This window comes from Corynebacterium sp. ES2715-CONJ3 (assembly GCF_024814365.1).
Taxonomy (GTDB): domain Bacteria; phylum Actinomycetota; class Actinomycetes; order Mycobacteriales; family Mycobacteriaceae; genus Corynebacterium.
Genome location: NZ_JANUXS010000004.1, coordinates 157,589 through 183,545, shown reverse-complemented (window position 1 = coordinate 183,545; position 25,957 = coordinate 157,589). Strand labels below are relative to the sequence as shown.

The window sequence follows — 25,957 nt, the reverse complement described above, 5'->3', positions numbered from 1 at the left end:
TCGGTGGAGCCTGAGGTGGAAGGTGAGTAGCGTTAGTTCGCCTTTATCTCACCGCTCGCATTATGCTTGTATCAGCTTAATTTTTCCGTTTGTTGTCTCACACTTATAAGGTGGAAATAATGAAGAAGACTGTTTCTCTTCTCGCTTCCTTGGCAGTAGCCTCCTCTCTCGTCGTTGCTACCCCTGCCTACGCGCAGTCCGGTTCAGATGCTCCTGCAGCTCCTGCGGCCCCAGCGGCTCCAGCGGCTCCTGCAGATCCTGCTCAAAAAGAGCTCGAGCCAGCTCAGATCGGTGCCATCACGGGTACTGTTCTCGGTGCTGTTTTCGGTACCGCTGCTCTCGTGGCTTATCTTGGCTCCGTTGTGAAGGCTGTCATGGCTAAGCTGATGCCAGCTCCTGCTCCTGCTCCAGCGCCTGATATGCACCACGGCAAGGGCATCATGAAGAAGGGTATGCCTAAGGTTCACGCCTAAAGCGAATAAAAAAATCCTCTTACTCTCAATCGGGAGTAAGAGGATTTTTTATGCTGCCATAAATTCGGGAATGAGTTTACCGTGAGGGCGTGGCTCGATGCCGCATTCCTCAAGGAGATTCCGCACATTGGCTTCGATTTGATCGCACATTTGGTGACAAGCCTTCGGGCTGCTCACATCCTTGTTCACTACCCAGTGATGGGAGCCTGTAACCGCTTCTTCGTCGAAGGATACAATTGTTTCTATGTGATCGACGGTATGGGGGTTGAAGGTCTTGGGCTTCAAATCTACTGTGGGAATTCCGCGCTCTTGAAGCACCTCGATAACCATTGGCTCCACCATAAACTGTGGGTCCGTTCCTACAGAGCGGACGAAAACATTTTCCCCGCCGAGATAGCGGGTATAGGCGGAAGCGATTTGAGTCCGAGCTGCATTATCTGCGGAGACAAACAGAATACTGTGTGTCGTGCCAGTAGGTTGCGTAGCAGAGTGGCTTCGACTCAAATAGACACTGAGATCTTCCTGAGGCTCGCTCTCGGGGCTCACGGGACGAGGAGGTTGTTCTTCCCCGCCGAGGAAATTGGAAAAAATTTCTCCCCAGCGGTTTGAGAGCTTCGTTGATGTGAGATTCATAAAAGACATATCGCTGAGGCTCCTTTTCTTTTCTTCTTTTTAAATGGTCACTTCACAAGGATTGCTCCACTAGTGATGATCTGTACTACTCTACCCAGAAAAATCGTTGGTGCAACCCAATTATTGATCTTATCCCGTGGGTGAATTCCACTAACGGCCATAAATATGCACGCTGACGTTTATTTATAAGAAAATTAACAAAGGAGAAAATATTAGGAAAAAGTGTTTTGCGGGGCTTGTCTAGGGGAACACCTGCGAGATGGAGCGGGCTTGTCATTGCAATCGAGAATGAAGCTATTAGACTAAGAGACGTGCTTTATTCCGACAAAGATATTCGAGCTGCCCTCGACGCTCACGAGCTCATTATTGAGCCCTTCGATCCCGAACTTATTCAGCCCTCGAGTATCGACGTGCGTATGGATCGGTATTTCCGAGTGTTTAATAACTCGAAGTACACCCATATCGACCCAAAATTACAGCAAGATGACCTCACCAGCTTGGTGGAAGTCGAAGAGGGTGAACCCTTCGTCCTGCACCCAGGAGAATTTGTCCTTGGCTCGACATTAGAGAGGTTCACACTTCCCTCCCATATTGCCGGGCGTCTCGAAGGCAAATCCTCGCTCGGACGCCTCGGTTTGCTGACCCACTCTACGGCGGGCTTCATTGATCCAGGTTTTTCCGGCTATATCACCTTGGAGTTGTCTAATGTGGCTAATCTGCCGATTATCTTGTGGCCTGGAATGAAGGTTGGGCAGCTAGCGTTGTTCAAGCTCACTACACCAGCAGAAATTCCCTATGGGTCTGGGGCTCTGGGATCAAAATACCAGGGCCAGCGAGGGCCTACCCCGTCCAAGGCCTATCTCAACTTCCGTTAAAAGCCCAATGAAAAAGCCCCCGTATAAAGGGGGCTTCGGCATTTAGTGGCTGTGCCCAACCTGTCGAACTGCATGGCTTCCGCGCGTAGAATCAGGCACCGTATACGCTGCTAAAAGCGTGGTGAGAGGAACTGAAAGGGTCAGCGCAAAAGCACCTATTCCAGAACGTAGTAATTCGGTAGCGACAAGATCAGAGCTAAGAATTTGACCTAAGGGCCTATCCGAGACGCTCAGCAAGAGCATCATGGGTAAGGTCGCGCCGGTATATGTGAGAACAAGTGTGTACACCATGGAGGAAATATGGTCGCGGCCGACCCGCATCGCCGAAACAAAGAGGCGCCAGGGTTTAGCCTCAGGATCGAGCTCAGCAAGCTCGTTGATGGTGGATGCTTGAGCCACGGCAACGTCGTTGAGTACGCCCAAGGAACCAATAATAAAGCCGCACAGCATCAGCCCCACGACGTTGACATCCGGTAGATACAACAGGATATAAAGGTTGCCCTCTTCACCGAGCCCACGGATCTGATTGTGTTCTATTGCCACAGTGGCGAGCCACGCTGCTACCGCTAGTGCGACCATGGTGCCCCCCAAGGCCGCTGCGGATTTCCAGTTCAAGCCATGAACCAAGATCACCACGATAGGCAGAATAACCGAGCCGCTTAATACAGCAATCGCTAGTGGGTTTTCACCTAGCAGCAGTGCTGGAATGGTGAATTTTGCAATAAAAATAAGGGTCAGTCCAAGACCGATGAGAGCACGAATGCCCCGCATTAAGGCTAGGGCCACGATGGCGCCTGCGATGGCGAGAGCCCACAGAATCAGTTCGAAACTGCGATTGATATCACCAAAGGCGTAGGCCAAATCCCCATTCGTATCCTTGGTCTCGGTGAGTCGGATTTTTTGGCCCACGCTGAGGGTGGGATCGCTGGCCTCCCCAGAGTTGATGATCAGGGTGCGTTGACCAGAATTTTCGCCACTGGTGATATCGACGAGATACCATTGGCAATCACTCGTGCTGCCGGGTACCACTCGGGGAGATGTAGTAAAGATGCGTCCCGCTTCGGGGCTGGAGCAGGAACCTCGTTGCTCGTGGGAGACGGTGCCATCCACTTGGGCAGTGCCTACCGAAAAGGTCTGGTAAAAGCTGGGGGAGACCTGAGGGGTTTTGCCCCCGGGCCATAAATATCCCACTCCTGCTATCGCTAGTGCTGCCCAAATGAGTAGCGATATTAATACTGCTGCTCGCCATGGGGCGAGCGGGGATCGACCCCGAGGAGCAGTAGTGTGCGTGGCGTGCCGACCCACCAGCCTAACCTCCTGGAAAAATTCTGCGGATTTTACTGCTTGTAGCTGGCGAGGAAATTACCCAAGCGCTCGATGGCAACCGATAATTCGCTCGCCCACGGGAGTGTCACGACCCTAAAGTGATCGGGTCGAGGCCAGTTGAAGCCGGTGCCGTGGACGAGCAGAATTTTTTCGGAGCGCAGCAAATCCAACATAAGCTGCGCATCATCGTGAATATCATAATAATCTAAATCAAGCTTCGGGAAGGCATAGAGCGCCCCCATGGGTTTGACGCAGGACACACCAGGGATCTGGTTAAGCTTGTCAAAGGTGATATTGCGCTGTTCGAGTAGCCGCCCGCCACTACCAGTGAGCTGATAGATGGACTGACGACCACCCAAAGCTACTTGAATGGCGTGCTGCGCTGGCACGTTGGGGCACAATCTGGTGCCAGCGAGAAGGTCAATGCCTTCAATAAAACCAGAAGCATTATGTCGTGGACCTGTGATGACCATCCATCCAGCCCGGTAGCCGGCAACGCGGTATGCCTTCGACAGGCCATTAAACGTAATGCACAAAAGATCAGGGCAGAGAGTGGCAATAGAAATATGCTCGGCATCATCGTAGAGAATTCTGTCATAGATCTCATCCGCTAAAATAAGGAGATCGTATTCGCGGGCAATATCAACGATCTGTTGCAGAACCTCGCGAGAATACACCGCGCCTGTGGGATTATTGGGGTTAATGATCACAATGGCTTTGGTTTGCGGGGTGATCTTTTCCCGAATATCAGCAATCGAGGGATTCCAGTTATCCTCCTCATCGCAGAGATAGTGCACCGGCTTACCGCCTGCGAGGGAGGTCGCCGCGGTCCACAGGGGGTAATCTGGCGCAGGAATAAGCACCTCGTCACCATTGCTAAGGAGCGCTTGAGCCGTCATGGTGATGAGCTCGGAGACACCATTGCCAAGATAGACATCATCGACATCAAAATATGGGAAGTCGGGAATTAGCTCATAGCGAGTGACAATTGCGCGGCGGGCTGAGATGATGCCCTTCGAGGTGGAATACCCCTGAGCAGTGGGCAAGGAAGCGATCATATCGCGAATGATCACATCCGGTGCTTCGAATCCGAAAACTGCTGGATTACCTGTATTCAGTTTCAGAATGCGGTGTCCGTCGGCTTCTAAGCGTTCGGCTTCTTTAGCGACTGGCCCACGAATTTCGTAGAGCACATTCTTCATCTTGTCGGCCTGATCGAAGATGCGGCGTGGTCGCCTCGTGCGTGATTTTTCGGGAGCTGGTTGCAAATCCTTTGCCTTCATAGCTTCTTATTGTGCCACCGATGGCACCCAGGTGTGAATAAACCTGTGTGTTACTTAGAGAGCTGTCCCGCTTAGGAATGACGTCTCCGCGCTTCGGCGATGAGACGTGAGGTGGCATCAAGAACATTCGTTTTCAGTTCTTCCTGTTTTTGTTGCCTGATTGCGCGCTGCGCTAATCGCTGTTGCTCAAGGTTGTACTGAGCCCACATGAGCTCTTCGCGCTGAGCGCTTTTTGCCTGCAATTGTCGACGCCTATCCAACGCCGCTGCACTTGGTGCGTGCCACGAGCTTGGTCCGACCTTAAAAAGGTATAAAAGGATGTACAAAATAAAGGGCAAAAATAGGAAAGATTCTAAACCCGTAGCCCCGAGGGACATAAAGGAAACGAGGGTTCCCAGCAAGAGGACCCCTAAGCGAATGCGTCGCCCTGAGCGGTGGGCCTCCATAATCTCGCTGCGACTATACATAGGTTCCATAGGAGAAAGGACGGGTTCTTGAGGTCGGGGAAGATCCGCGAAAACCTCCATCACCTCAGCACGTTTGGTTGCGTGTGTAATTCTATCGACACGCTCTTCGTACTCGTCCAAGTTTAGGCGTCCTTGGGCTACATGAATGCCCAACTCGTCAATAGCCTTGCTGCGCTCAGCGTCACCCAAACGATAGTCCGGAAGCCCATTCATACTCATAAGCTCCAGTTTAGTAGAAGTAGAGAGAAAAGAAATCGGGGAAGACCCCGATTTTCCTTTCCATGTACTCAGCTTAGGAATCCTCGCCGTCATCCGTGTCGGTTGCCTCTGGTGGCTCCACAAGAGGGGGTATAGCGGTAGGCGGTACCGCAGCCGGTGGTACGGGTGCTGGTGGCACGGCTATGGGAGGGGTAGCTGCTGGTGGGACGCTCGTAGGTGGAGCCGGCGCGGAGGGCACGGCCACGGGGGGAGTAGCTGCTGGTGGAACCGGTGAAGGAGCGCCAGCGCTGGGGGGAGTAGGCGCTGGTGGAACCGCAGCCGGTGGTACTGGTGCTGGTGGCACAGCTATGGGGGGAGTAGCTGCTGGCGGAACTGGTGAAGATGCGCCGACGGTGGGAGGGGTAGCTGCTGGAGGGACGCTTGTAGGTGGAACCGGTGCCGGGGGCACGGCCGTAGGGGGAGTAGCTGTTGGAGGGGTGGCTGCCGGTGGAACTGCTGTAGGGAGTACCGCTAGCGGTGGTGCAGCCGCAGGAGGTACCGGCACTGCTGGTGTGGTCACCGGTGGAACTGCAGTGGGTTGATTCGCCGTCTGCGGTGGCGTGGGTACTGTGGGCACGGTGAGCACGGTGGGTACAACAGGTACGGGAGGCACAGCAGCAGACACGACCGGCGTGCTCCTTGGTGCAGTATCTGTTGGTTTCTGCTGTTGGCGCCTCGGAGTGGCTGGCTCTGGAGCGCTCTCCGCCTTTTTCTTGAGACGAATCGATTGCTCGAGGAAGCGCTTCTCGTGAGGCGGAGGCAGGTGTCCGTCAATAAGAATAGAGTCGCGCAACATCTGAGCAACGTCTTTAACCTCAGGTGCATTCTCGGTGCTCTGAGCTTTTACCCCGCCAGTCAGCATGGTGTTGCAGAAGGGGCAGCCCACAGCAATAGACCCCGCACCTGAGGCAATGGCTTCTTGGGCGCGGTTATCGCTGATACGGCTGCCGAGCTTTTCCTCCATGAACATGCGAGCGCCGCCAGCGCCACAGCAGAAGCCCTCATTGCGGTTGCGATCCATCTCTGTCAATTCGGCGCCCGTGGCCTCGATGAGTTCACGTGGTGGATCAAAAATTTTGTTATGTCGACCCAGAAAACAAGGATCGTGGTAGGTAATGGGAGCTCGGTCCGCTGCGGAGCGAGGGACTGGCGTGAGTAATTGATCGCGCACCAGACGGTTCAACAGCTGGGTATGGTGGAAGACGTCGAAGTGCCCGTCGAAATCGGGGTATTCATTGCGCAGCGTATTGAAGCAGTGCGGACAGGTGGTGATGATCTTGCGCTGGCCCTGCACCACTCCATTGAAAACACCATTGAGGGTACCGATATTGTCGTGGGCAAGCTCTTGGAAGAGGAATTCATTGCCAGCTCGTCGGGCGGGATCTCCAGTGCAGGTTTCACCGGTGGAAAGCACCGCAAATTTCACCCCAGCAGTGTGCAATAATTCCACAACCGCTCGAGTGGTTCGGCGTCCGGCTTCGTCAAAGGCACCAGCGCACCCCACCCAGAAGAGATACTCGGTATCGGAGAAGTCGGTGATGTCTTCGCCAAAGATGGGGACAGTGATTCCGTCGCGACGGGCCTCGTCGATCCAGCTGGCGCGCTCTTTGCGGTTGCGCCCCCAAGGGTTTCCCTTAGTTTCGAGGGCCTTGAAGAGTCCAGCTAATTCGCTGGGGAATTCGGAGGCAGACAATACCTGGTAGCGGCGTAGGTTGGAAATATGGTCGATATGTTCGATATCAACGGGGCACTGCTCCACGCAGGCTCCGCAGTTGGTGCAACTCCAAAGCACATCAGGTTCGATGATCGCCCCTTCACCAGCGAGCCGGAGCACATCGAGGTTGGCGTGTGAGGAGTCGGCCTGGAAGGTGGCAGGGTCGGTGAGGTAACTGGAGTTGGCAACGGCAGCATCGCGAATATCGGTGATAAAAAGCTTCGGTGAGAGCGGCTTGTCTGTGTGCCAGGCTGGGCACTGCTCCTGGCACCGCCCACATTCAGTGCAAGCTGTGGAGTCAAGGAGGAGTTTCCATGGTGCCTGATCGAGGGTGCCCACCCCAAGCTCGTAGTCGGTATCGTCAAGGGTTGCGATATCGAGTTTTTCGCCACCTGAATACATAGGTACCATCGCCCCCAGAGATTTCGGGGTGCTGTCAAGGCGCTGGAAGAAGATGGAGAAGAAGGCGAGGAAGCGGTGCCACGCCACCCCCCAGTTTAAGTTGTGGGCAACAACGATCAGCCACACCATGCCAGTGAGTAATTTAAAGAGCGCAAAGAGGCTCACCATCACAGGGGAAGCGGGCAAGAGAAGCGCGATATAGCGGCTGAGAAAATCTGCCCATACTGAGGCTTGACCGTAGGTTGCGATCTTGCCGGCTTTGACTAAGAGCATTCCCAGTCCCTCGCCGAAGACGACAGCTTCAACGAAAAAGGCTGCGCGTGACGACGACCCGTAGAAGCGCGACAGACGATCTCGCGTTCCTTTCCGCAGCCGCAGTATAAAAAGAGCGCTAATGCCAAGAACTGTCCCAATGGCCAAGAATTCCTCGGCAAAATGGTAGAGCTTGAGTGAGGATAATATTGGCCAGCCGCCCGCAGGTACAAAGGTCTGGATATAGGCTTCAAACCACACCACCGAGCCGATAAGAAAGCCCATCATGACAAACCAGTGGGCGAGGGCGACAACTGGTTTGCGCATCATCTCGGTGTGAAAAAATACTTCCTTTAATGTCAGTGCGACGCGCTTGAGCGGTTGATTAAAGCGATGAGGGGTGGGCTGACCTGAGGAGATGAGTTTGAATAAACGTCTAACCGCGAGCCCAAAATAAACCCAGGCGGGCACTGAGGCAAGAATGCCAATTACGCCAATAATGAATAAAGAAGTGTCAGGCATAGAGATGAGGAAAACCTTCGGGGAGGGTAGCTATTACATTTTTGAAAGATGGGCACAATTCCATGTGCTGCTAACTCTAGTAGGGTTGCGCCCGCAACGTCTTATTCGCCTAGCGTTCAGTACTATAGCTAGTGGTCAGCTAGTGGCCGCGGTCACGCAAGCTGTCCAATCCACTGCTGATCACTTTAGGGACAAGGTAGAGACCTAATACCCCTTAATAGGGGGTTATTAACCTTTTGTTTACCAAGGGCGAGAAAGCTGCTTCTCGGTACGATCATCCACGGATGAAACCCTCACCAAACAAACGGCGTTGAGAAAGTTGGATTTTCCCTATGACAAATAGCTCCATTGCAGTGGCGCCCATAGCCAATAATGATGCTACCGATAAGTGGTGGCATCTAGGATTCGGCGGCCTGCTGGCTGGCGTCGTCATCTTCTTCGGTTTCTGGTCCTTCGGCTACGTCGGTCCTGAGGCAAATAAAGCCATGCTGATCACAGCCATCGTCTTCGGCACATTCATGGCTTTTAATATCGGCGGTAACGACGTCGCTAACTCTTTCGGCACCTCTGTAGGTGCCGGCACTCTCTCAATGAAACAGGCACTCGCTGTTGCCGCGGTCTTTGAGGTATCGGGCGCAGTTCTTGCAGGTGGAGAAGTAACCGATACCGTGAAATCGGGGATCGTGGATCTCGAAGCGGTGAATTTGAGCGCCGATCAATTTGGTTTCATTATGATGGCCTCCCTGCTTGGAGCTGCCGTCTGGCTGCTATTGGCCACCCGAATGGGCTGGCCAGTGTCTACGACTCACTCCATAATCGGCGGTATCGTCGGTGCGTCTCTGTGTCTTGGCATTACTGAAGGTATTGGCGGCACCGATATGGTGCAGTGGAATAAAATCGGATCCATTGCGGCCTCCTGGGTGCTCTCTCCAGTATTAGGTGGCATAGCGGCCTTTATCCTCTTCGGTTTGATTAAACGTCATATTTTGAAATTCAACGAGGACGCCGATACCACTCTGCGCGCTATCAAGGAAGAGCGCGTACGCTTGCACCGCGAATTTAAATCCTCCTTCGAGCGTCTGAACGAGGTCCAACAGCTGGCCTATACCAATGCCATGACTCGCGATGCAGCGCTTATTGCGGAGCCAGATTTTGACCCCGATGAGCTGGAATCAGACTATTATCGCGATCTTCACCGTCTCAATCGACGCCGCGATGAGCTCAATACCCACCAGGCTCTGGAGAATTGGGTACCGCTACTCGCGGCTTTAGGAGCGGCACTCATTGGCGCGATGATTCTCTTCAAAGGGCTCAAGCACACTAATATTCATCTCACCAGTTTGGGTAACGGTTTGGTGCTCGCCATGATTGCCGCCGTTGTGTGGATGGCTGTCTTCATTTTCTCTCGTACCCTTAAACGCCAAAACTTAGGACGCGCTACCTTTATCCTCTTCTCATGGATGCAGGTATTTACAGCGTCGGCCTTTGCCTTTTCCCACGGCTCCAATGATATCGCTAATGCTATTGGCCCCTTCTCTGCTGTGCTCGATGTCTTAAAGACCGGGGAGATTAATAGCAAAGCCGCTGTGCCGACGGCTGCCATGATCACCTGTGGTGTTGCCCTCATCGCCGGCCTGTGGTTTATTGGCCGCTACGTTATTCAAACCGTGGGCTCTGGGCTGACTAAGATGCACCCAGCCTCGGGCTTTGCTGCGGAGCTGGCAGCAGCCAGCGTGGTGATGATTGCCTCAATGCTCGGTCTTCCCGTCTCCTCAACTCATATTCTCATCGGTGCAGTCTTAGGCGTGGGAATTGTTAATCGCGCCGCCAACTGGTCGCTGATGAAACCGATTGCTTTGGCCTGGATTATTACCCTGCCATCCGCAGCGGCGGTATCGTCCATTGCAGTTCTTGTTCTCAATGCAATCTGGGGCTAATAGCTGCTTGTCCTGATGAAAAGGATCCCGCTGCATATGCAGCGGGATCCTTTTCATCAGAGAGGGTTAAACATCGCGTCGGCCTCGATAAGCGAGGTCCGAGATAAAGAGACGGAAACCCTTGCGGGTTCCACTAGGAGAAGTGGCTTCAACCTTGGTCGAAAGCTCGATATCGTCGATAGTAATTTCGCCTGCTCGAAGCGCTACAAGTTCTTGATGGTAGCGAACGAGTACCGCGATGGTAGCTGCAACTGGTACTGAAAGGAAGGCTCCGATTACTCCGAAGAGGGAGGAGCCAAGAGTAACGGCGAGTAGGACAACGGCAGCGTGCAGATTCATAGCTTTGGATTGCAGCAGGGGCTGCAATACATTGCCTTCGAGCTGCTGCACAACCAGGATGAGGAGCAAGACCAAAAGGGCATTGGTCAGACCATTAGAGACGAGGGCAATAATGACCGCGAGGGCACCAGCTGAGAAAGCGCCCACAATAGGGATGAAGCCCGCGAAGAAGGTGATCACGGCGAGCACTAGCGCGAGGGGGACGCCAAGAATTAAAAGGCCCCCACCAATAAAGACAGCGTCGACGAGGGAGACGATGGCTTGGGTACGGATAAATCCAGAGATGGTATTCCATACACGGGTCAGCGCCTCAGTAATATGCCACCCAGCATTAGGGCCGGCGGCCTTGCGGAGCATCGGAAGTAGACCCACTCCGTCCTTCAGGAAGAAGAAGGTCAGGACCAACATCAAGACGATGGTGATCAAAATGGAGGTCGCGGTGGATAGGCCAGAGAAGACACCATTGGCTATATCGGCGGAACGGGTCTGGAGGAAGGCCGTCAAATCATCAATAACCGAATCGAAGCGAGAAAAATCGAGATCAAAGGGACGGCTTTGAATCCATTCTTGGATTTGACGAGCGCCGATGGCTGCTCGCTGGGACAGTTCCCGGGACTGAGATGCGACCGACGGAGCCATAGCTCTCACGAGCACGCCCATCAGCACGAAGAAGCCTAAAATAACACCAGCGGAGGCGAGACCGGCGGGAATGCCTTTATTACGCATCCAACGCACTGGTGGCCACAGCACAGAACTGACCAAGATGGCTAGGAGAACGGGAAGCAGAGCCTTCCATATGGCGCCTAGGCCACGCCATGCTAGGTAACCCGCGATGACCATGATGATAAAGCGTAAGGCCCAGCCTGCAACCCACCGTCCGTCATTCCCTAAGATCTCGGCGCGGTCGGTATGGGCGATAATAGGCTCAGCTGGATCATCAGATTCGACAATATGGGTGTCGCGATCCTCCACAGCACTCGGGGCCACTGTGGTGTTTTCAGAAGGGTGCGTTTCATCGTATTCCACGATGCCTAATACGGCCTCCTCGAGTGCCTCGTGATCCTTGTTGGCTAGATGTTCTTTAGCCTGCGATTTGTCGCCTTTTTGGTGGTCATTACCATGGGAATTCTTGGACATGGGAAATACTTTGCCACACTTTTTTTTAAAAAGTCTATTGGGCAGGGGGTGGCGGAAAGGAAGAAGACCTGTAGAGAATGTGTTCGCCGCAAAAACGAGAGTCGGAGGTAGCTGTAATTCCGTCCGTGAACTGCGGTAATAGAGTAACTTGAGTCTATTCCGCTCAATTTAGTTGGCAACTTGCATGAAGTATGTTAGATTCGTATCCAGAAGTTGAGCGATTGCCAATCAACTTTAAATGACAAAATCTTCAAAAAACTTATTTGCAGGAGGCTTAAAATTATGGGACGCGCAGTAGGTATCGACCTTGGAACCACGAACTCCGTAGTGGCAGTTCTTGAAGGTGGCGAAGCTAATGTCATTGCCAACTCCGAAGGTTCGCGCACCACTCCGTCAGTGGTCGCTTTTGCCAAGAACGGTGAAGTACTTGTTGGTCAGTCAGCAAAGAACCAGGCCGTCACTAACGTTGACCGCACTATCCGTTCCGTGAAGCGCCACGTGGGTACGGACTGGACTGTTGATATTGATGATAAGAAGTACACCCCGCAGGAAATTTCCGCACGCACCCTGATGAAGTTAAAGCGAGATGCAGAATCGTACTTGGGTGAGGATATTACCGATGCCGTTATTACAGTTCCTGCATATTTCTCCGATGCGCAGCGTCAGGCCACCAAAGAGGCTGGTCAAATCGCAGGCATGAACGTGCTGCGTATTGTCAACGAGCCGACCGCTGCAGCTTTGGCCTACGGCCTAGAGAAGGGCGAAAAAGAACAAACCATCTTGGTCTTCGACCTTGGTGGTGGCACCTTCGACGTATCCCTGTTGGAAATCGGCGACGGTGTCGTAGAAGTTCGTGCCACTGCTGGTGACAACGAACTTGGTGGCGATGACTGGGATCAGCGCGTCGTTGACTGGTTGGTTGAAAAGTTTAAGAGCGCCCAAGGTGTGGATCTCTCCAAGGATAAGATGGCTCTCCAGCGCCTGCGTGAGGCCGCTGAGAAGGCCAAGATTGAGCTTTCTTCTTCGCAGAGCGCCAATATCAACTTGCCTTATATTACTGTCGATGCAGATAAGAATCCGCTCTTCCTCGATGAGACCTTATCGCGCACCGAATTCCAGCGTATTACCCAAGATCTCCTCGATCGCACCAAGAAGCCATTTAACCAAGTGGTTGCTGATGCTGGTGTGTCGGTATCCGAAATCGATCACGTTGTGCTTGTAGGTGGCTCAACCCGCATGCCCGCTGTGTCTGAACTGGTGAAGGAAATGACCGGAGGCCGTGAGCCCAATAAGGGTGTTAACCCTGACGAGGTTGTGGCCGTCGGTGCTGCTCTGCAGGCTGGTGTACTCCGCGGTGAAGTCAAGGATGTCTTGCTTCTCGATGTCACGCCACTTTCGCTCGGTATCGAAACCAAGGGCGGTGTAATGACCAAACTGATCGAGCGTAACACCACTATTCCTACCAAGCGTTCGGAGACTTTCACCACCGCTGACGATAACCAGCCTTCGGTGCAAATCCAGGTCTTCCAGGGCGAGCGTGAAATCGCGGCTCACAATAAGCTTCTTGGATCCTTCGAGCTTGGTGGCATTGCCCCTGCTCCTCGCGGTGTGCCGCAAATTGAGGTGACCTTCGATATCGATGCCAACGGCATTGTGCACGTCACCGCAAAGGATAAGGGCACCGGCAAGGAAAATACCATCAAGATCCAAGATGGTTCCGGCCTCTCCCAAGAAGAGATCGATCGCATGGTCAAGGACGCCGAGGCGCACGCCGAGGAAGATAAGAAGCGCCGTGAAGAGCAGGAAACCCGCAACGCTGCCGAGTCGACTGCGTACCAGACCCGTAAATTCGTGGAAGAAAACGGCGATAAGCTTGACGAAGAGCTTAAGACCAAGGTCAACGACGCAGCCGACAAGGTTGATGAGGCCCTCAAGGGAGAGGATCTTGACGCCATTAAGGAAGCCGTAGAGAAGCTCAACACTGAGGCGCAGGAGATGGGCAAGGCTCTATACGAAGCAGAAGCCGCAAAGGCTCAGGCCGAAGAGTCCGGCGATGACAACGTCGTTGACGCTGAAGTTGTTGATGAAGAGGAGAATAAGTAATGAACCACCCCCACGGTGAGCAGCCAGAGGATGACCTCGACCCCACCTTGGAGGATGACTTAGCTGAAGCCCTCGCCGATGTGGACATCACGTCGGTGGATCCCGACGGAGAGCAGGAAGATCCAAAACCTTCTGAGGATGCGGAGTCGCACGAGCCGAAGGAGCCTAGTCTCGAGGAGCAGTTGCGCGAGCGCACCGAGGACCTACAACGGATCAATGCGGAGTATGCCAACTTTAGGCGCCGCACCGCTCAGGAACGTGCTGGAATCATCGAACAGGCGAAAGCACAAGTTCTCACGGAACTTTTGCCACTTCTCGATGACTTCGATCTTGCAGAGCAGCATGGTGATCTGAAAGAAGGCCCGCTCAAGGCTTTTCGCGATAAGTTTGTGTCCATCACCAGGACCCTTAAGGTTGAAGCGTTCGGATTCGAGGGGGATCCCTTCGACGCCGAATGTCACGAGGCCGTGCAAGATCTTTCCGAGGGCGAGGACAAACGCCTGGGAACGATTCTGCGCAAGGGGTACAAGATGAATGAGCGCTTACTGCGTACCGCGATGGTTATTATCACCGATCCCCAGCCCGAGGCTGGTACGAATGAAGGGGAACCTGTCGCCGAGTAGTGAGAACTCGGCACGAACCTCATGCGGCGCCCAGTAGTAGAGATACTGCGGGCGCCGCATTTTCTTGCCCGGATGGGGCTTGATTCTTTTGCATGGTTACCTAGAGTGTTAAGGGTGAATACTTATCCACTACCATCATTTGATTTCCAGGCCCACCGTGGTGGCCGCGGCGAATGGACCGAGGAATCGTACTTAGCTTTTAGTCGCGCGCTTGAGCTCGGAGTTTCCACGCTTGAATTAGATATCGTACTCACTCGGGACCGTGTTCCTGCATGCTGGCACGACCCTGTACTACTGGCAGAGAAATGCGATACCAGGGTCGGGGAGAACGTCTATGATCTTAGCTTCGAAGAGCTCAAACGCGTGCCGTGTGGAAAATTGTTGCCAGATTTTCCTCAAGCCGAGGTGGCGCGAGATAACCGCATACTTTCACTCGCTGAGGTTTTCGATCTCGCTGCTAGTTATGATGTCCACTTCAATATCGAGACCAAGATCGAGGCCGACAAACCACATCTCAGTGCTGAACCTGAAGAATTTGTGAGCGCTATCTTAGATACGGTACAAGCCTTTGGACTCGTGGAGAAAGTGATGATCCAGTCCTTTGATTGGCGTACCTTCCCGCTCGTTCGTGCCTATGATCCGAAGATACCTCTAGTGGCTCTCTGGGATGAGACCACATGGTTTGAAGGTACTCCGTGGGGCCCCTTCGAGGAGGATATTATTGCAGCCGCTCTAAAGAACGGGATATCCGTCTTGAGCCCACAGTATTCTCTCGTTGACTCTGCACTCATAGAAAAAGCGCACGACGCTGGGTTGACGGTCGTGCCGTGGACGGTCAACGATGAGGCAGATCTGCAAGCGCAGTTGGATCTTGGCGTCGACGGGCTGATTACCGATTACCCCTCGCGACTAAAAACACTACTGGATGCGCGCGGAATTTCTTATTAGGGTTCCGTGCCTGAATAAATTCTTAGAAAAGATTAAACGCAGCCACGGGTTGAGGAGACATGGTAGCCTAACGTGTAAGAATTTTTATTCACGCTGAACAAAACTAGAAAGAATAACACCCATGCGCCTCATCCTTCCATCTATCATCACTAGTCTTAGTCTTGCCGCTACTCCCGTGGTTTTAGCAGCTCCAGCTTCCAGTGAGCCCGAAGCTAATAGCGCTATAACCGCTCCAATGGATCCGCCTGGTGATCCTGGTCCCAGTTTTGCCGAGGATGTCAATAATCCACCTTTTCTCGATCCAGCACTCGTGATTCCCGATATTGTGTCTTATTCACTGGTTGGGGCACCTGAAGGGGTGGATATAAATCCCGAAACGGGTGCGCTTATAGTCGATAAGGAACTTTTGCGTGGTCGAGGCGATCAGAGCTTTATTGTGATGATTCGCTTTAGTGACGGCACAACACTCGATCAACCCTTTACTATCGAAGACACAAGTGATGCGCCGCTGAATACTATTGTTACTCCGCACTGGACAGAGACTTATCGGGAAAGTCAGTCCTTCGATATGCAAGCAGGCGGAGGAGAACGCACTCTACCTATCACCTATAGCGGACTACCTCTTGATCCTGCTAAGTTTGTGCACAAAATCGAAATGGTCTCTGCACCTGACTGGGTAACCATGAAAGAAGACGGCACGCTTATTGTCAATCCTGGCAGAGACGTTAATCCTGGTTCCTATCCGGTGAACGTCACTGTGACTTACCGTGACAATTCGTATCAATACCTAGTCGCGACCATGCGTGTATCCGAGGCTGAGCAGCCAAGCGCAAAGGGGCTATGGGCACCGATTCTAGGAGGTATAGTTGCGGCTCTTGCCGCGATCGCTGCGGCCTTCGCCTCATTTGTCAGCTGGTTCTGATAGCTGAGTGGTTGTGGGCGCTAGCAGAAGAACCTGCTCAATAGCGTTCCACGACTTCATTGCTCTGAGGTGCTTGATAGGTGAGGCCAATGGGATTGTGTTGGCCGAGACTCAAGAGTTCACCTTCCGAGGGTTAAATAGCAAGCTGGACTAACAGATCAGCTCTCCCGGAACCCTTTCTCGACTCTTGAGTAAACAAACAAGCGAGATCTGGTCGTAAGATCCTCGAAAGGAGCTTTGCCTGCTCCAACGCAGAGATTACCAAAACCCACTGTACACAGGGAGGCTTAGGGTTTACAGTGATGGAAAAACTCCAGAGGCCTCTCATTGCTGATTCTCGATTGAAGCCCCTAATCTGTGGCTAGCGTCATAATGATAGAGCGGTCCAACTCCTGGTAGTAGAGCGCTAGCACTCCCTGGTGCTCCTGGTCACTGTCTATATCCAAAGACTGCCGTGTCATCATGGAGGTGAAAATTTGGCAGATAGGCGAAGGCCGCATGACCCCTTAAGCACATCCGCCGATTGTGCGACGATTCAGACCGTTGACCACTTTGTCCTGTGTCGCAGATTCTGTGATACGCAATTTCCGCGTCCTTTCACAAGAAACCGCTACTTTTTGGCTCATATATCTTTGGAAAAGGAGGATAATCCCCATGCTTTCCACACCAAATATGGAAGCTCGATCTTAAACTATATGTATGGTGTTTCAGATGGTGGAGGAAAATATATCGACCCCAATGGGCCGTCCCACTTCCAGATTGATACCTACACAGTCGATGTGAAATCATGGAGCTGGAGTAAAGGCCAGTTAATAAGATCCCTGCTTTTCCAGCCCTAGCGCTAGTACGGTAAAAGGCGCCGCAACGGATACGTGTCTCTAGACTTTTGAACCTGCCGTCGACACCGTCATATCCCGCCGGAAGATGGTGGTCTTTGATTATCCCCTTTGCCTTTTAAGAGCCTTTAATCAACCTCAGAATGCCTCAAGAAGACCTATTGCACTGATAATCTCCTCGTCAATCGAAAACACTTAACCAGTGCGTATTTTCCATAACAGAAGACTTCCTGTGCGTATTGCTTTCTTCCTTAAAAGTACATGCTAGGTACGATATATTCATTGGCTCCAGGCGTCTAGCTCGGTATTGAAACGCTTCGTCGCATCATAAAATTTGACTATCCAATGCTGACAAAACTCTTTCCGATGAGATCTAGTTAACTTTATTTGGCTGGGTGCGAGCCATAACACTAGGGTTCATTTTAGGTTCTATATAACATTCGTATTCATGGCTAGAGAGAGATGGTTGATGAGTAAAACACGCATCATCCTCACTACCGTGGCTGCTGTGAGCTTAATAGCCCAAGGTGCCAAAGTAGTAGGAGAAGAATCGCTCATTCCAGCAGCTCATGCGACGGACCTCGCATCAGCGGTAGTAGCTGGAGATTTTCAAGAACAAGCTGGTTGCGCCAAGAACTGGGCCGAAACATGCCCCAATACTCAAATGGAGCGCAAAGGAGATCACTACACCAAACGGATCGACTTTCCGGCAGGTAAAAGTGAATTCAAGATTGTACTAGATGGTAATTGGAGCAACAGCTACGGTATTCCTTCCGGTGGCACCGATAAGAACGTAGAGCTTAAGCTGGCAGCGCCTACCACTCTGGAAGTTAGTTTTGATCCCACAACTAAACATGTGGGAATTCGAGCCCCTCAAGGGTTCGCGGAGAATAGCGAGACTGTTCAGAATTATCGAGACACCGACCGTGAGATCGTCGGAAAGCCGTACCGCAATGAGAATGCTGGAAAGAATTTCTACTTTGTTCTCGCGGATCGCTTCAATAATGGTGACCCCTCGAATGATCGTGGCCTCATTGACGGCGAAGATAATCGCCTCAACCACGGCTTTGACCCCACCTCCAAAGGCTTCTACCACGGCGGCGACCTGAAGGGCCTCATTGACAAGATCGACTATATAGCAGGGCTAGGAACAACAGCTTTGTGGCTCAGCCCCAGCTTTAAGAACCGGGCAGTGCAGGGCGAAGGTGATCAGGCTACCGCTGGATATCATGGCTATTGGATCACCGATTTCACCCAGATCGACCCTCATCTAGGTACCAACGACGAGATGAAGCAGCTGATCGCTGCCGCTCATAATAGGGGTATGAAGGTCTACTTCGATATCGTGGTCAACCACACTGCCGATATCATCCAGCTTGCCGGGGGTAATGGGTCCGCGGGCAAGACCTATATGAACCTCGCCGATCACCCCTATAAAGATGCTCAGGGCCAGCCCTTTACACTTAGTGATTACGTGGGCACGGGCAAAGCGTTCCCCGAACTTAATCAGGATTCTTTCCCTTTTACCCTCAGCCGTGATGATTCCATCACTCTGGTTCCCGACTGGCTCAATGATCCGACCTATTACCACAACCGAGGTAACGTAGATTTCAATTCCTCGGGTGAAGACGATATCTACGGTGATTTCGCTAACCTGGATGATCTCTTCACTGAACATCCAAAAGTGGTTGACGGTATGACCGAGATTTACAGCGCCTGGGTTGACGCTGGCCTTGACGGTTTCCGTATCGATACCGCCAAGCACGTGAATTTCGAATTCTGGAAGGAATGGACCAAACGTATTAAAGAGCATGCTGCTCAGACTGGACGCAGCGATTTCTTCATGTTCGGCGAAGCCTATGATCGGGAAGCCGACAAGCTCGCTCGCTATATGCGCGAAAGCGATATGGATGCTGTCCTAGACTTCGGTTTCCAGAACCGTGTTAAGGACTTTGCATCTGGTGCCTCCACCGAATCCTTGGCGGGGCTTTTTAGAGATGATGCCCACTATATTACTGAGCACTCAGATGCCAGCGTGCTGCCTACTTTCCTCGGCAATCACGATATGGGGCGTATTGGTTCCTTCCTCAGCTCAACCGATAATCCGCTCAAGCGCTCTGAGTTAGCGCACTCGACGATGTTCCTAACCCGCGGACAACCTGTTGTCTACTATGGCGATGAGCAAGGATTCATCGGTAACGGTGGTGACAAAGAAGCCCGCCAAGATATGTTCGCTACCCAAGTTGTAGACGTGAAGAGTGAAAAGCTCTTAGATGGCAGTACCTTTGGCGATGGCGATCATTTTGACGAAAACGCGGGACTCTACCAGCACATCAAGGCACTAGCTGAACTGCGTCGGGAGCACAAAGCTCTGCGCGAAGGCGCCCAAATTGAGCGTTGGAAGAGCAGTGGCCCAGGTGTCTATGCCTTTAGCCGCATTGATACTGATGAAAAAGTTGAGTACCTCGTCGCGCTGAACAATAGTGCGAGCGCCCAGACGGTGTCTCCAAAGGCTCTCAGCAAAGATGCCACGCTGACGAAGATCTACGGCAACGGTCCCGATACTCTCAATACCGGCGCCGATGGGGCAGTGGAGATCGAAGTTCCTGGACTATCCGCTAGTGTCTATAAGGCACAAAAGCAGGTATCTGGTTCCGTGACTGGTGGCCTTACGGTTAAAGGCCACGCCCTTGAGGGTCTAGCACCTATCGGAACCGATATTTCGGGAGATAGCTGGTCTGAAACCTCCTTCGCGTGGCGTATCCAGGGTGATACTGACTGGAACAAGCTTGGTACCGCCACTGGTGCTCGCGCTATGGTATACCACAATGTTTCCGCACTCGAGCCAGGTACTGTGGTGGAATACCGCACGGTGACTGTCGATGCGGACGGTAATAAGACGGCCTCCTCCGGGTGGGGTGTCGTGGGGCAAGATCTTGCCGTTCCTGGCACCGAGATTGAACCTTTCGGACCAGCGGTGGCTGGCTCCTTCACTGCCGCTCTCTGCGGATCTGACTGGATGCCGTCTTGTGAAAAGATGAAGCTTATTCGCGTTGCGGGCTCTGACTGGTCTACTCTGACCGTCCCTGTCGCCCAAGGTGATCACAAATACAAGATCGCTGTGGGTGGAGATTGGAAGGAGAACTACGGCAAGAATTCCGCCACCACCGACGAGAGCACCCCGAATGGATCAGACGTTAAATTCTCTCTCACCAGCGAAGAGGACGTAACCTTCTTCTATAACAACGTCACTCATGAGTTCTTTAATACTGTCGAGCACCCAGCCATCACTTTGCCGGGCACTTTCGGCGGCGCCTTAGAGTGCCCTCGTGGTTCGCAGGGAGATCTCAGCGGTAACGAATACGGCAACTGGGGGCCAGCTTGCCTCAACTCACTGATGACTCGAACCGGTGAGCATACCTACGAGTTTGAATCGAAGGCTATCCCTGCCGGTAACTACGAGTTCAAAGTGGCCTATAACCGCACGTGGGACACCAGCTTCGGCGACGGCAGCGGTAACTATAAACTGAACTTTGAGGGTAAAGCCGATAAATATCCACGGTTCATCTGGAATGACGAATCGAATACTCTCAGCACTGAACTGCTCGATCGTGGCTCCTTGGAGCAGAAAGATCGCAGCGCGATCTGGTTGGATGAGCGCACCATAGCGCTACCACCAGCTCTTCTCGAGGGCCGCAATGCTCTCGAGGTCAGCGTTGATCTTATTAGCGTTAGTGACGGCCAAGCCGTTGTGAAGGGCGGAACAGGTGCCTCAACAAAGGACGGCGCTCAAGCCGAGAGCATCAATCTGGAATCGCTCGGTGCCCTCTCATTAGAATTGGCGCAACAAAATCCCTATATCCGTGACTACTTAAGCTACCGAGTACCCGCTAGTGTCACAACCGATAAGATCAAAACTATGCTCGGCGGTGGATTAGGAGTCGCTGTCTATGCAAAGGGGCAGCAAGCCGAGGCGCTCAATGTCACGGGTGTCCAAATTCCTGGCGTCATCGATGCTGTTTTCGCACCTGCGCTACAGGAACAGCTCGGCGTTATCTTCAATGGTGATACCCCCACCTTGAAGCTGTGGGCTCCCACTGCTCATCAGGTGTCCGTGGAACTCTACCCCGATAGCACAGGGGTAGGGGCAACCGAATCGCGCGATTTAGACTACGACGATGCGACGGGTATCTGGAGCATTACGGGTGATCCCTCATGGAAGAACCGGGCCTATAAATATAAGGTCCGGGTATGGAATCCTACGGATAACGAGATTACCGATACGTTGGTTACAGATCCCTATTCCATTGGTTTGACCCCGAATTCACAGCAGTCGGTAATTGTCGATCTGAATGATCCGGCACTCAAGCCTGATGGCTGGGACGCTCTAGAAGTGCCCAGCTTGGCAAATCCCGCTGACCAGATGATTTACGAACTCCATGTTCGCGATTTCTCTATCGCTGATAACACAGTGTCGCCGGAACATCGTGGTAAATATCTAGCATTTACCGAGAAGAATTCCGCCTCGGTCAAGCACCTCAAGCAGCTTGCCGACGCTGGCCTAAATACCGTGCACCTACTTCCTACCAACGATATTGCCTCGATCCCTGAGGTTAATCAGGACCAGCCAGCTATTGAGGCCAATCCTGCACCCGATAGCGAGCAACCTCAAGCTGCTGTGGCCGCTACCGCGAAAACCGATGGCTTCAACTGGGGCTATGATCCGTATCACTATATGACCCCTGAGGGCTCCTACGCCTCCGATCCGCAAGCACCCAGCCGCATTAAGGAATACCGCAGCATGGTGCAAGCACTTGCTGGTATGAATCTGCGCGTCGTTAGTGATCAGGTATATAACCACACCTATGGTGCAGGCACTGGGGAATACAGCGTCTTAGATAAAGTTGTTCCAGGCTATTACCACCGACTCAACCCGAACGGATCTATAGCTAACTCAACCTGCTGCGATAACCTCGCTACCGAGCATAAATTCATGGAAAAGCTCATGATCGACTCAGTATTGAGTTGGGCGAAGAATTATCGCATTGACGGTTTCCGCTTTGACCTCATGGGCCACCACTCAGCCGAGAATCTCAAGGCTGTGCAGCGGGCTCTTCAGGGCCTGACCAAGGAAAAGGATGGAATCGACGGTAGCCGGATCTATCTCTACGGTGAGGGCTGGAATTTTGGTGAAGTACAAGATGGTCAACGCTTCCCGCAAGCGATCCAAGGCAACCTTTCCGGCACCAATATCGGTACCTTCAACGATAAATTGCGCAATGGTGTCCACGGACACGAAGGGACGGAACAAGGTTTCGGCACTGGTCTAGTAACCGCCCCGAATGGCCATCCGCAAAAGGGGGAAGGCCACCTCGAGCACTTGCAGGATATTATCAAGGTCGGCATGGCCGGTAACCTCGCTGATTTTGAATTCGACTCTAAAGATGGCCGTAAATTCGGCCGGGATCTCGTCCTAGACGGCCAACAGGTCGGTTATGGTCTGACCCCAGGCGATACTGTCAACTATGTTGATGCTCACGATAACCAAACCCTTTATGATCTCAGCGTGCTCCAGCTGCCGCTCGATACCACCATGGAGGATCGAGTATTGATGAATACCGTGCAGTTGGCAACGGTCACATTAGGCCAGTCTCCGGCATTCTGGCACGCTGGTACGGAATTCATGCGTTCGAAGTCGCTTGATCGAGATTCCTATAACGCCGGAGATCATTTCAACAAACTCGATCTCTCAGGTCAGACTCACAATTTCGGCGTCGGCCTGCCATCGGAGGAGAAGAACGGTGATAAGTGGAATGAGTACCGCCCACTGCTGAATAACCCCGCGCTGAAAGCATCACCTGCGGATCTTGAGCTGTCCAATAAATTGGCTCAGGAATTGCTACAGCTACGGTCGGCTACCAAGCTGATGCACCTAGGGGATACAGAGCTGATCAAGCAAAAGATCAGTTTCCCCAAGGGACCACATGGCATGATCACCATGCATATCGATGACCGTCAGGGCGAAGATATCGACGAGAACCTTGCTGGCGTCGTCGTCGCCATCAACGCTGCCCCGAACGCCGGTACTGTGCGTATTGGCAATCTTAAAGGTGAGGAAATTGTTGTCTCCGATATCCTCAAGGCCAACCCGCGCATAAAGGACGTACAGTGGAATCCCACTGAAGGGGACCTCACAATCCCTGCCCGCACGGTCGTGGTGATGAATCATAAGGCTCAGGGCCTGGCCGACCGCCACACCCCACTATGGGAAAAGATCGAGGTTGTCCGCGGTACAGCCACAGCGATCCAAGGGGTTAGATTTGAGCCCTACTTCATTGATCCAGACGCAAGCGTGCGCGGCTACGAGCTTCAAGCCGGTGCACCTGACTGGTTGACCATCAATGATGAGGGGCAGCTATCCGCTGCACCAGGTGCGAATATCGAGGTGGGCGAAGTCACAGCAAAGGTCACTGTCACCTACATCGATGACACCACAGATGAAGTCGATATAACGGTGAATGTCTTGCCGAATGATAGCGATCAAAACCAGGATCTCAGTTATAACGATGTGAGTGTGACAGCTGGCGGTCCCGAAGGAACGACTGCAATCAGCAAGACAATACCTGGCACCACCTATACGCTTGCTGCAGGTCATCCTGAGTGGGTCAGCATTGACGGGAAGACTGGAATTGTCACTGTCAATCCTGCAGCCTCGGTAAGCCCTGAGCAATACCCGGTTACCGTGGACGTTCAGTTCGCAGACTATACGACCACCCAGATACAGTTCACGGTTACTGTCAGCCCGCAACCTTTAGTTGCGGATCTATACCAACCGTCCTATGCAGAGCTCAGTGTCGCTCGTGGCACCCAAGCGGTACAACAAGAGGTCACCTTCGATCCGGTGATCTCCGACCAGGCCGCCACAATCCGAGGATTTGCCCTCAAAGATGGGGCTCCTCAGTGGTTGAGCGTCAATGATCACGGCCAGCTCGAAGCGCAACCAGGCGCTGATATCCCAGTAGGTGAGGTCAACGCAACGGTGGTGATCACCTATACCGACAACAGCACTGATGAGGCTGAGGTGACGGTGAAGGTGAACCAGAATCAAGCCGATGCTTCCGATCTGACCTATCCAGAGCACAGCATCAAGGCTGGTAGCGGTGAGGTTCGGGTATCTCCAGAGAATTACGAGAATGATACTGATCTCAGCCTGCCGGCTGATCACCCTGAGTGGATCAGTATTGCTGACAAGGGAGTACTCGTTGTCAACCCGCCTGCCGATACCGCAGCTGAGCGTTATGAGACTACCGTGACCGCTCGGTTTGCAGATGGATCCACTAAGACTGTCCCAGTGATAGTAAATGTAGGTTCTTATCTCAATCAGCAGATCACTCCCACGTGGGAAGACGTGACGGTAAGCCGTGGTATTGGTTCAGCGAGTGCTGAGGTCCACATCGATCCAGCCGACCGCGCCGAAGAAATCACCAGCTATGAGCTCGTGGATGCTCCCGAGTGGGTGAGTATCACTGACAGTGGCACAGTTCAGGCCGCGCCGGGTGCGCAGGTGGACATTGCCCCAGTGGCTATCAAGGTCAGGGTTACCTATCAGGATGCCAGCGTCGATGAGGTTTCCCTCACGGTGACAGTAACCGGCAACCACGCAGACGCGGCTGGTGACCTGAATTATCCTGATAGCACCCTTGTCAACGGCCAGAGCATCGATATTGCACCAAGTAGCACTGAGAATATTGAGCAGGTAACTGTCTCAGATGCTGTACACAGCGATATCACCGTGCAACCGGATCACAGCCTCCGCGTTACCGGCACGAGTGAGGGTACCGAGCAGGTCAACGTCACCGTGCGTTTTGTTGATGGCTCGACAAAGGTTGTGGATATGAGGATCACTGTGCAGCCGATTGCTCACGCAGAGAAATTCCAGCCGCGTTATGAAAATATCGAGATTATTGCAGGTCAATCTACGACTGTGGCAGTTCTGGATAGTCCCGAAGGCGCTCAGTTTGCTCTCAAGAATGCCCCTTCGTGGGTCACTATCAATACTGAGACCGGCGAATTGCAGCTACGTCCTGGTGCCGAACTGGGAGACGACTCCATTCCCGTCACCGTTACTGTGACATACTCGGATCAATCTCAGGAGGATATCAACGCACGCGTGAGCCTCAAGGAATCCTTGGCACACGCAAGCGATCCGAAATGGACTATCAACGCAGCTCCTCGACCGGGTACATCCGTTGTAGTTCCGAAGGTAGGCGATAGTGCGCTGCGTATTCAGGAAGTGACCGTGCCGAATGATTCCACGGTGAGCGTGGAGTTGCTGGACAACGGCGATATGAAGATCACGGTAGCCGATGACGAAAATCTGGCTGGTCAGATCCTCAAGCCACTTGTTCGGGTGACTTTTGAGGACGGCTCTACGTCCGAGGTTCCCCTCGAGGTTCTCGTGGCACCAAAGTTCAAGGCCGATATCAAGGATAAGACCAAGTGGGTAGCTCATGCAGATGAAGCCGTGAGCTGGTCTAAGCCAGATTCTACCCCCGCGTGGTATTCCATTAATGATCGCGGCGAGCTCACCGTCACTCCAGATGCGCCAGTGGGTACCCACGATATCGTGGTCCTCGCGCAGTACGGCTCTACCACGGTGCCTGTGACTGCAACGGTCAAGATCGAGGAGCCAAAACAGCCTACTCCACCGGCAGAGGATGGTTCCTCCGCTGGGCCAACTGGCTGGAAGATCTGGGTTCCAATTGTGGCACTCCTTGGCGGCATTCTTGCAGCCTTGGTATCAGTCACCCTCGATCCCCATAGCCCACTACGGCAACTCTTCGGTTGGCGCTAGGAATAGCTAGATAAAAAACTCCCCGCCGCTGCGTGATGTGACCCATGCGCAGC

The 25,957-nt window shown here is 52.9% G+C and carries 15 protein-coding genes; 8 read left to right on the top strand and 7 right to left on the bottom strand.

The window, feature by feature from the left end:
• The first annotated feature begins 119 nt into the window (after positions 1-119).
• Complete coding sequence (locus NXT00_RS06380) at positions 120-473, top strand: hypothetical protein (protein WP_259158455.1); 354 nt, start codon at positions 120-122, stop codon at positions 471-473.
• Positions 474-521: 48 nt separating this feature from the next.
• Here the strand turns inward: NXT00_RS06380 and NXT00_RS06375 are convergent, their stop codons facing one another.
• Positions 522-1,115 carry a low molecular weight phosphatase family protein gene (locus NXT00_RS06375; RefSeq protein WP_259078631.1) on the bottom strand — a complete coding sequence of 198 codons (594 nt, stop codon included), beginning with the start codon at positions 1,113-1,115 and terminating at the stop codon, positions 522-524.
• 302 nt (positions 1,116-1,417) lie between these two features.
• Between NXT00_RS06375 and dcd the strand changes: the two genes are divergently transcribed.
• Complete coding sequence (gene dcd / locus NXT00_RS06370) at positions 1,418-1,981, top strand: dCTP deaminase (protein ID WP_259158454.1); 564 nt, start codon at positions 1,418-1,420, stop codon at positions 1,979-1,981.
• Positions 1,982-2,023: 42 nt separating this feature from the next.
• Here dcd and NXT00_RS06365 read toward each other — a convergent pair whose 3' ends face one another.
• From NXT00_RS06365 to NXT00_RS06350, 4 genes are all read right to left on the bottom strand, one after another.
• On the bottom strand, positions 2,024-3,286 hold the full coding sequence (locus NXT00_RS06365; protein WP_259158453.1) for a YibE/F family protein: 1,263 nt from the start codon (positions 3,284-3,286) through the stop codon (positions 2,024-2,026).
• A gap of 32 nt (positions 3,287-3,318) precedes the next feature.
• Entirely contained in the window at positions 3,319-4,590 is a 1,272-nt protein-coding gene (locus NXT00_RS06360) for a pyridoxal phosphate-dependent aminotransferase (RefSeq protein ID WP_310470415.1), read from the bottom strand.
• Positions 4,591-4,661: 71 nt separating this feature from the next.
• Positions 4,662-5,276, bottom strand: a complete 615-nt coding sequence (locus NXT00_RS06355; RefSeq protein ID WP_259078637.1) for a DUF1707 domain-containing protein — start codon at positions 5,274-5,276, stop codon at positions 4,662-4,664.
• 73 nt (positions 5,277-5,349) lie between these two features.
• The gene (locus NXT00_RS06350; protein ID WP_259158452.1) at positions 5,350-8,205 is read right to left on the bottom strand and encodes a (Fe-S)-binding protein; all 2,856 of its coding nucleotides are present in this window, start codon (positions 8,203-8,205) and stop codon (positions 5,350-5,352) included.
• 332 nt (positions 8,206-8,537) lie between these two features.
• On the opposite strand from NXT00_RS06350, the gene NXT00_RS06345 reads away from it, so the two are divergent.
• Complete coding sequence (locus NXT00_RS06345) at positions 8,538-10,142, top strand: inorganic phosphate transporter (RefSeq protein WP_259078641.1); 1,605 nt, start codon at positions 8,538-8,540, stop codon at positions 10,140-10,142.
• Between the two features lie 66 nt (positions 10,143-10,208).
• On the opposite strand, the gene NXT00_RS06340 is transcribed toward NXT00_RS06345, so the two are convergent.
• Positions 10,209-11,618, bottom strand: coding sequence for an AI-2E family transporter (locus NXT00_RS06340; RefSeq protein WP_259078648.1), 1,410 nt, complete (start codon positions 11,616-11,618; stop codon positions 10,209-10,211).
• Between the two features lie 282 nt (positions 11,619-11,900).
• Here NXT00_RS06340 and dnaK point away from each other — a divergent pair, with 282 nt between their 5' ends.
• The 4 genes from dnaK to NXT00_RS06320 all read left to right on the top strand — a co-directional run bounded on the left by dnaK (position 11,901) and on the right by NXT00_RS06320 (position 16,214).
• Complete coding sequence (dnaK, locus tag NXT00_RS06335) at positions 11,901-13,721, top strand: molecular chaperone DnaK (RefSeq protein ID WP_259078654.1); 1,821 nt, start codon at positions 11,901-11,903, stop codon at positions 13,719-13,721.
• The gene (gene grpE / locus NXT00_RS06330; RefSeq protein ID WP_259158451.1) at positions 13,721-14,344 is read left to right on the top strand and encodes a nucleotide exchange factor GrpE; all 624 of its coding nucleotides are present in this window, start codon (positions 13,721-13,723) and stop codon (positions 14,342-14,344) included. Before dnaK ends, grpE begins: the two co-directional genes overlap by 1 nt.
• A gap of 114 nt (positions 14,345-14,458) precedes the next feature.
• A complete protein-coding gene (locus tag NXT00_RS06325; RefSeq protein ID WP_259078664.1) occupies positions 14,459-15,292 on the top strand; it encodes a glycerophosphodiester phosphodiesterase family protein in 834 nt (277 codons plus the stop codon).
• Between the two features lie 121 nt (positions 15,293-15,413).
• On the top strand, positions 15,414-16,214 hold the full coding sequence (locus NXT00_RS06320) for a Rib/alpha-like domain-containing protein (RefSeq protein ID WP_259158450.1): 801 nt from the start codon (positions 15,414-15,416) through the stop codon (positions 16,212-16,214).
• A 350-nt stretch (positions 16,215-16,564) separates the two neighbouring features.
• Here the strand turns inward: NXT00_RS06320 and NXT00_RS06315 are convergent, their stop codons facing one another.
• Positions 16,565-16,714, bottom strand: a complete 150-nt coding sequence (locus NXT00_RS06315; protein ID WP_259078667.1) for a hypothetical protein — start codon at positions 16,712-16,714, stop codon at positions 16,565-16,567.
• Positions 16,715-17,519: 805 nt separating this feature from the next.
• Here NXT00_RS06315 and pulA point away from each other — a divergent pair.
• Positions 17,520-25,904 (top strand): pullulanase-type alpha-1,6-glucosidase, encoded by an 8,385-nt coding sequence (gene pulA, locus NXT00_RS06310; protein ID WP_259158449.1) that lies wholly within the window; start codon positions 17,520-17,522, stop codon positions 25,902-25,904.
• Positions 25,905-25,957 lie beyond the last annotated feature (53 nt).

Excerpts from the sequence above, each read along its gene's own strand:
- NXT00_RS06380 (WP_259158455.1), top strand. The coding sequence starts at position 120 with ATGAAGAAGACTGTTTCTCTTCTCGCTTCCTTGGCAGTAGCCTCCTCT.
- NXT00_RS06375 (WP_259078631.1), bottom strand. The coding sequence starts at position 1,115 with ATGTCTTTTATGAATCTCACATCAACGAAGCTCTCAAACCGCTGGGGA.
- NXT00_RS06360 (WP_310470415.1), bottom strand. The coding sequence starts at position 4,590 with ATGAAGGCAAAGGATTTGCAACCAGCTCCCGAAAAATCACGCACGAGG.
- NXT00_RS06355 (WP_259078637.1), bottom strand. The coding sequence starts at position 5,276 with ATGAGTATGAATGGGCTTCCGGACTATCGTTTGGGTGACGCTGAGCGC.
- NXT00_RS06350 (WP_259158452.1), bottom strand. The coding sequence starts at position 8,205 with ATGCCTGACACTTCTTTATTCATTATTGGCGTAATTGGCATTCTTGCC.
- NXT00_RS06345 (WP_259078641.1), top strand. The coding sequence starts at position 8,538 with ATGACAAATAGCTCCATTGCAGTGGCGCCCATAGCCAATAATGATGCT.
- NXT00_RS06340 (WP_259078648.1), bottom strand. The coding sequence starts at position 11,618 with ATGTCCAAGAATTCCCATGGTAATGACCACCAAAAAGGCGACAAATCG.
- dnaK (WP_259078654.1), top strand. The coding sequence starts at position 11,901 with ATGGGACGCGCAGTAGGTATCGACCTTGGAACCACGAACTCCGTAGTG.
- grpE (WP_259158451.1), top strand. The coding sequence starts at position 13,721 with ATGAACCACCCCCACGGTGAGCAGCCAGAGGATGACCTCGACCCCACC.
- NXT00_RS06320 (WP_259158450.1), top strand. The coding sequence starts at position 15,414 with ATGCGCCTCATCCTTCCATCTATCATCACTAGTCTTAGTCTTGCCGCT.
- NXT00_RS06315 (WP_259078667.1), bottom strand. The coding sequence starts at position 16,714 with ATGCGGCCTTCGCCTATCTGCCAAATTTTCACCTCCATGATGACACGG.
- pulA (WP_259158449.1), top strand. The coding sequence starts at position 17,520 with ATGAGTAAAACACGCATCATCCTCACTACCGTGGCTGCTGTGAGCTTA.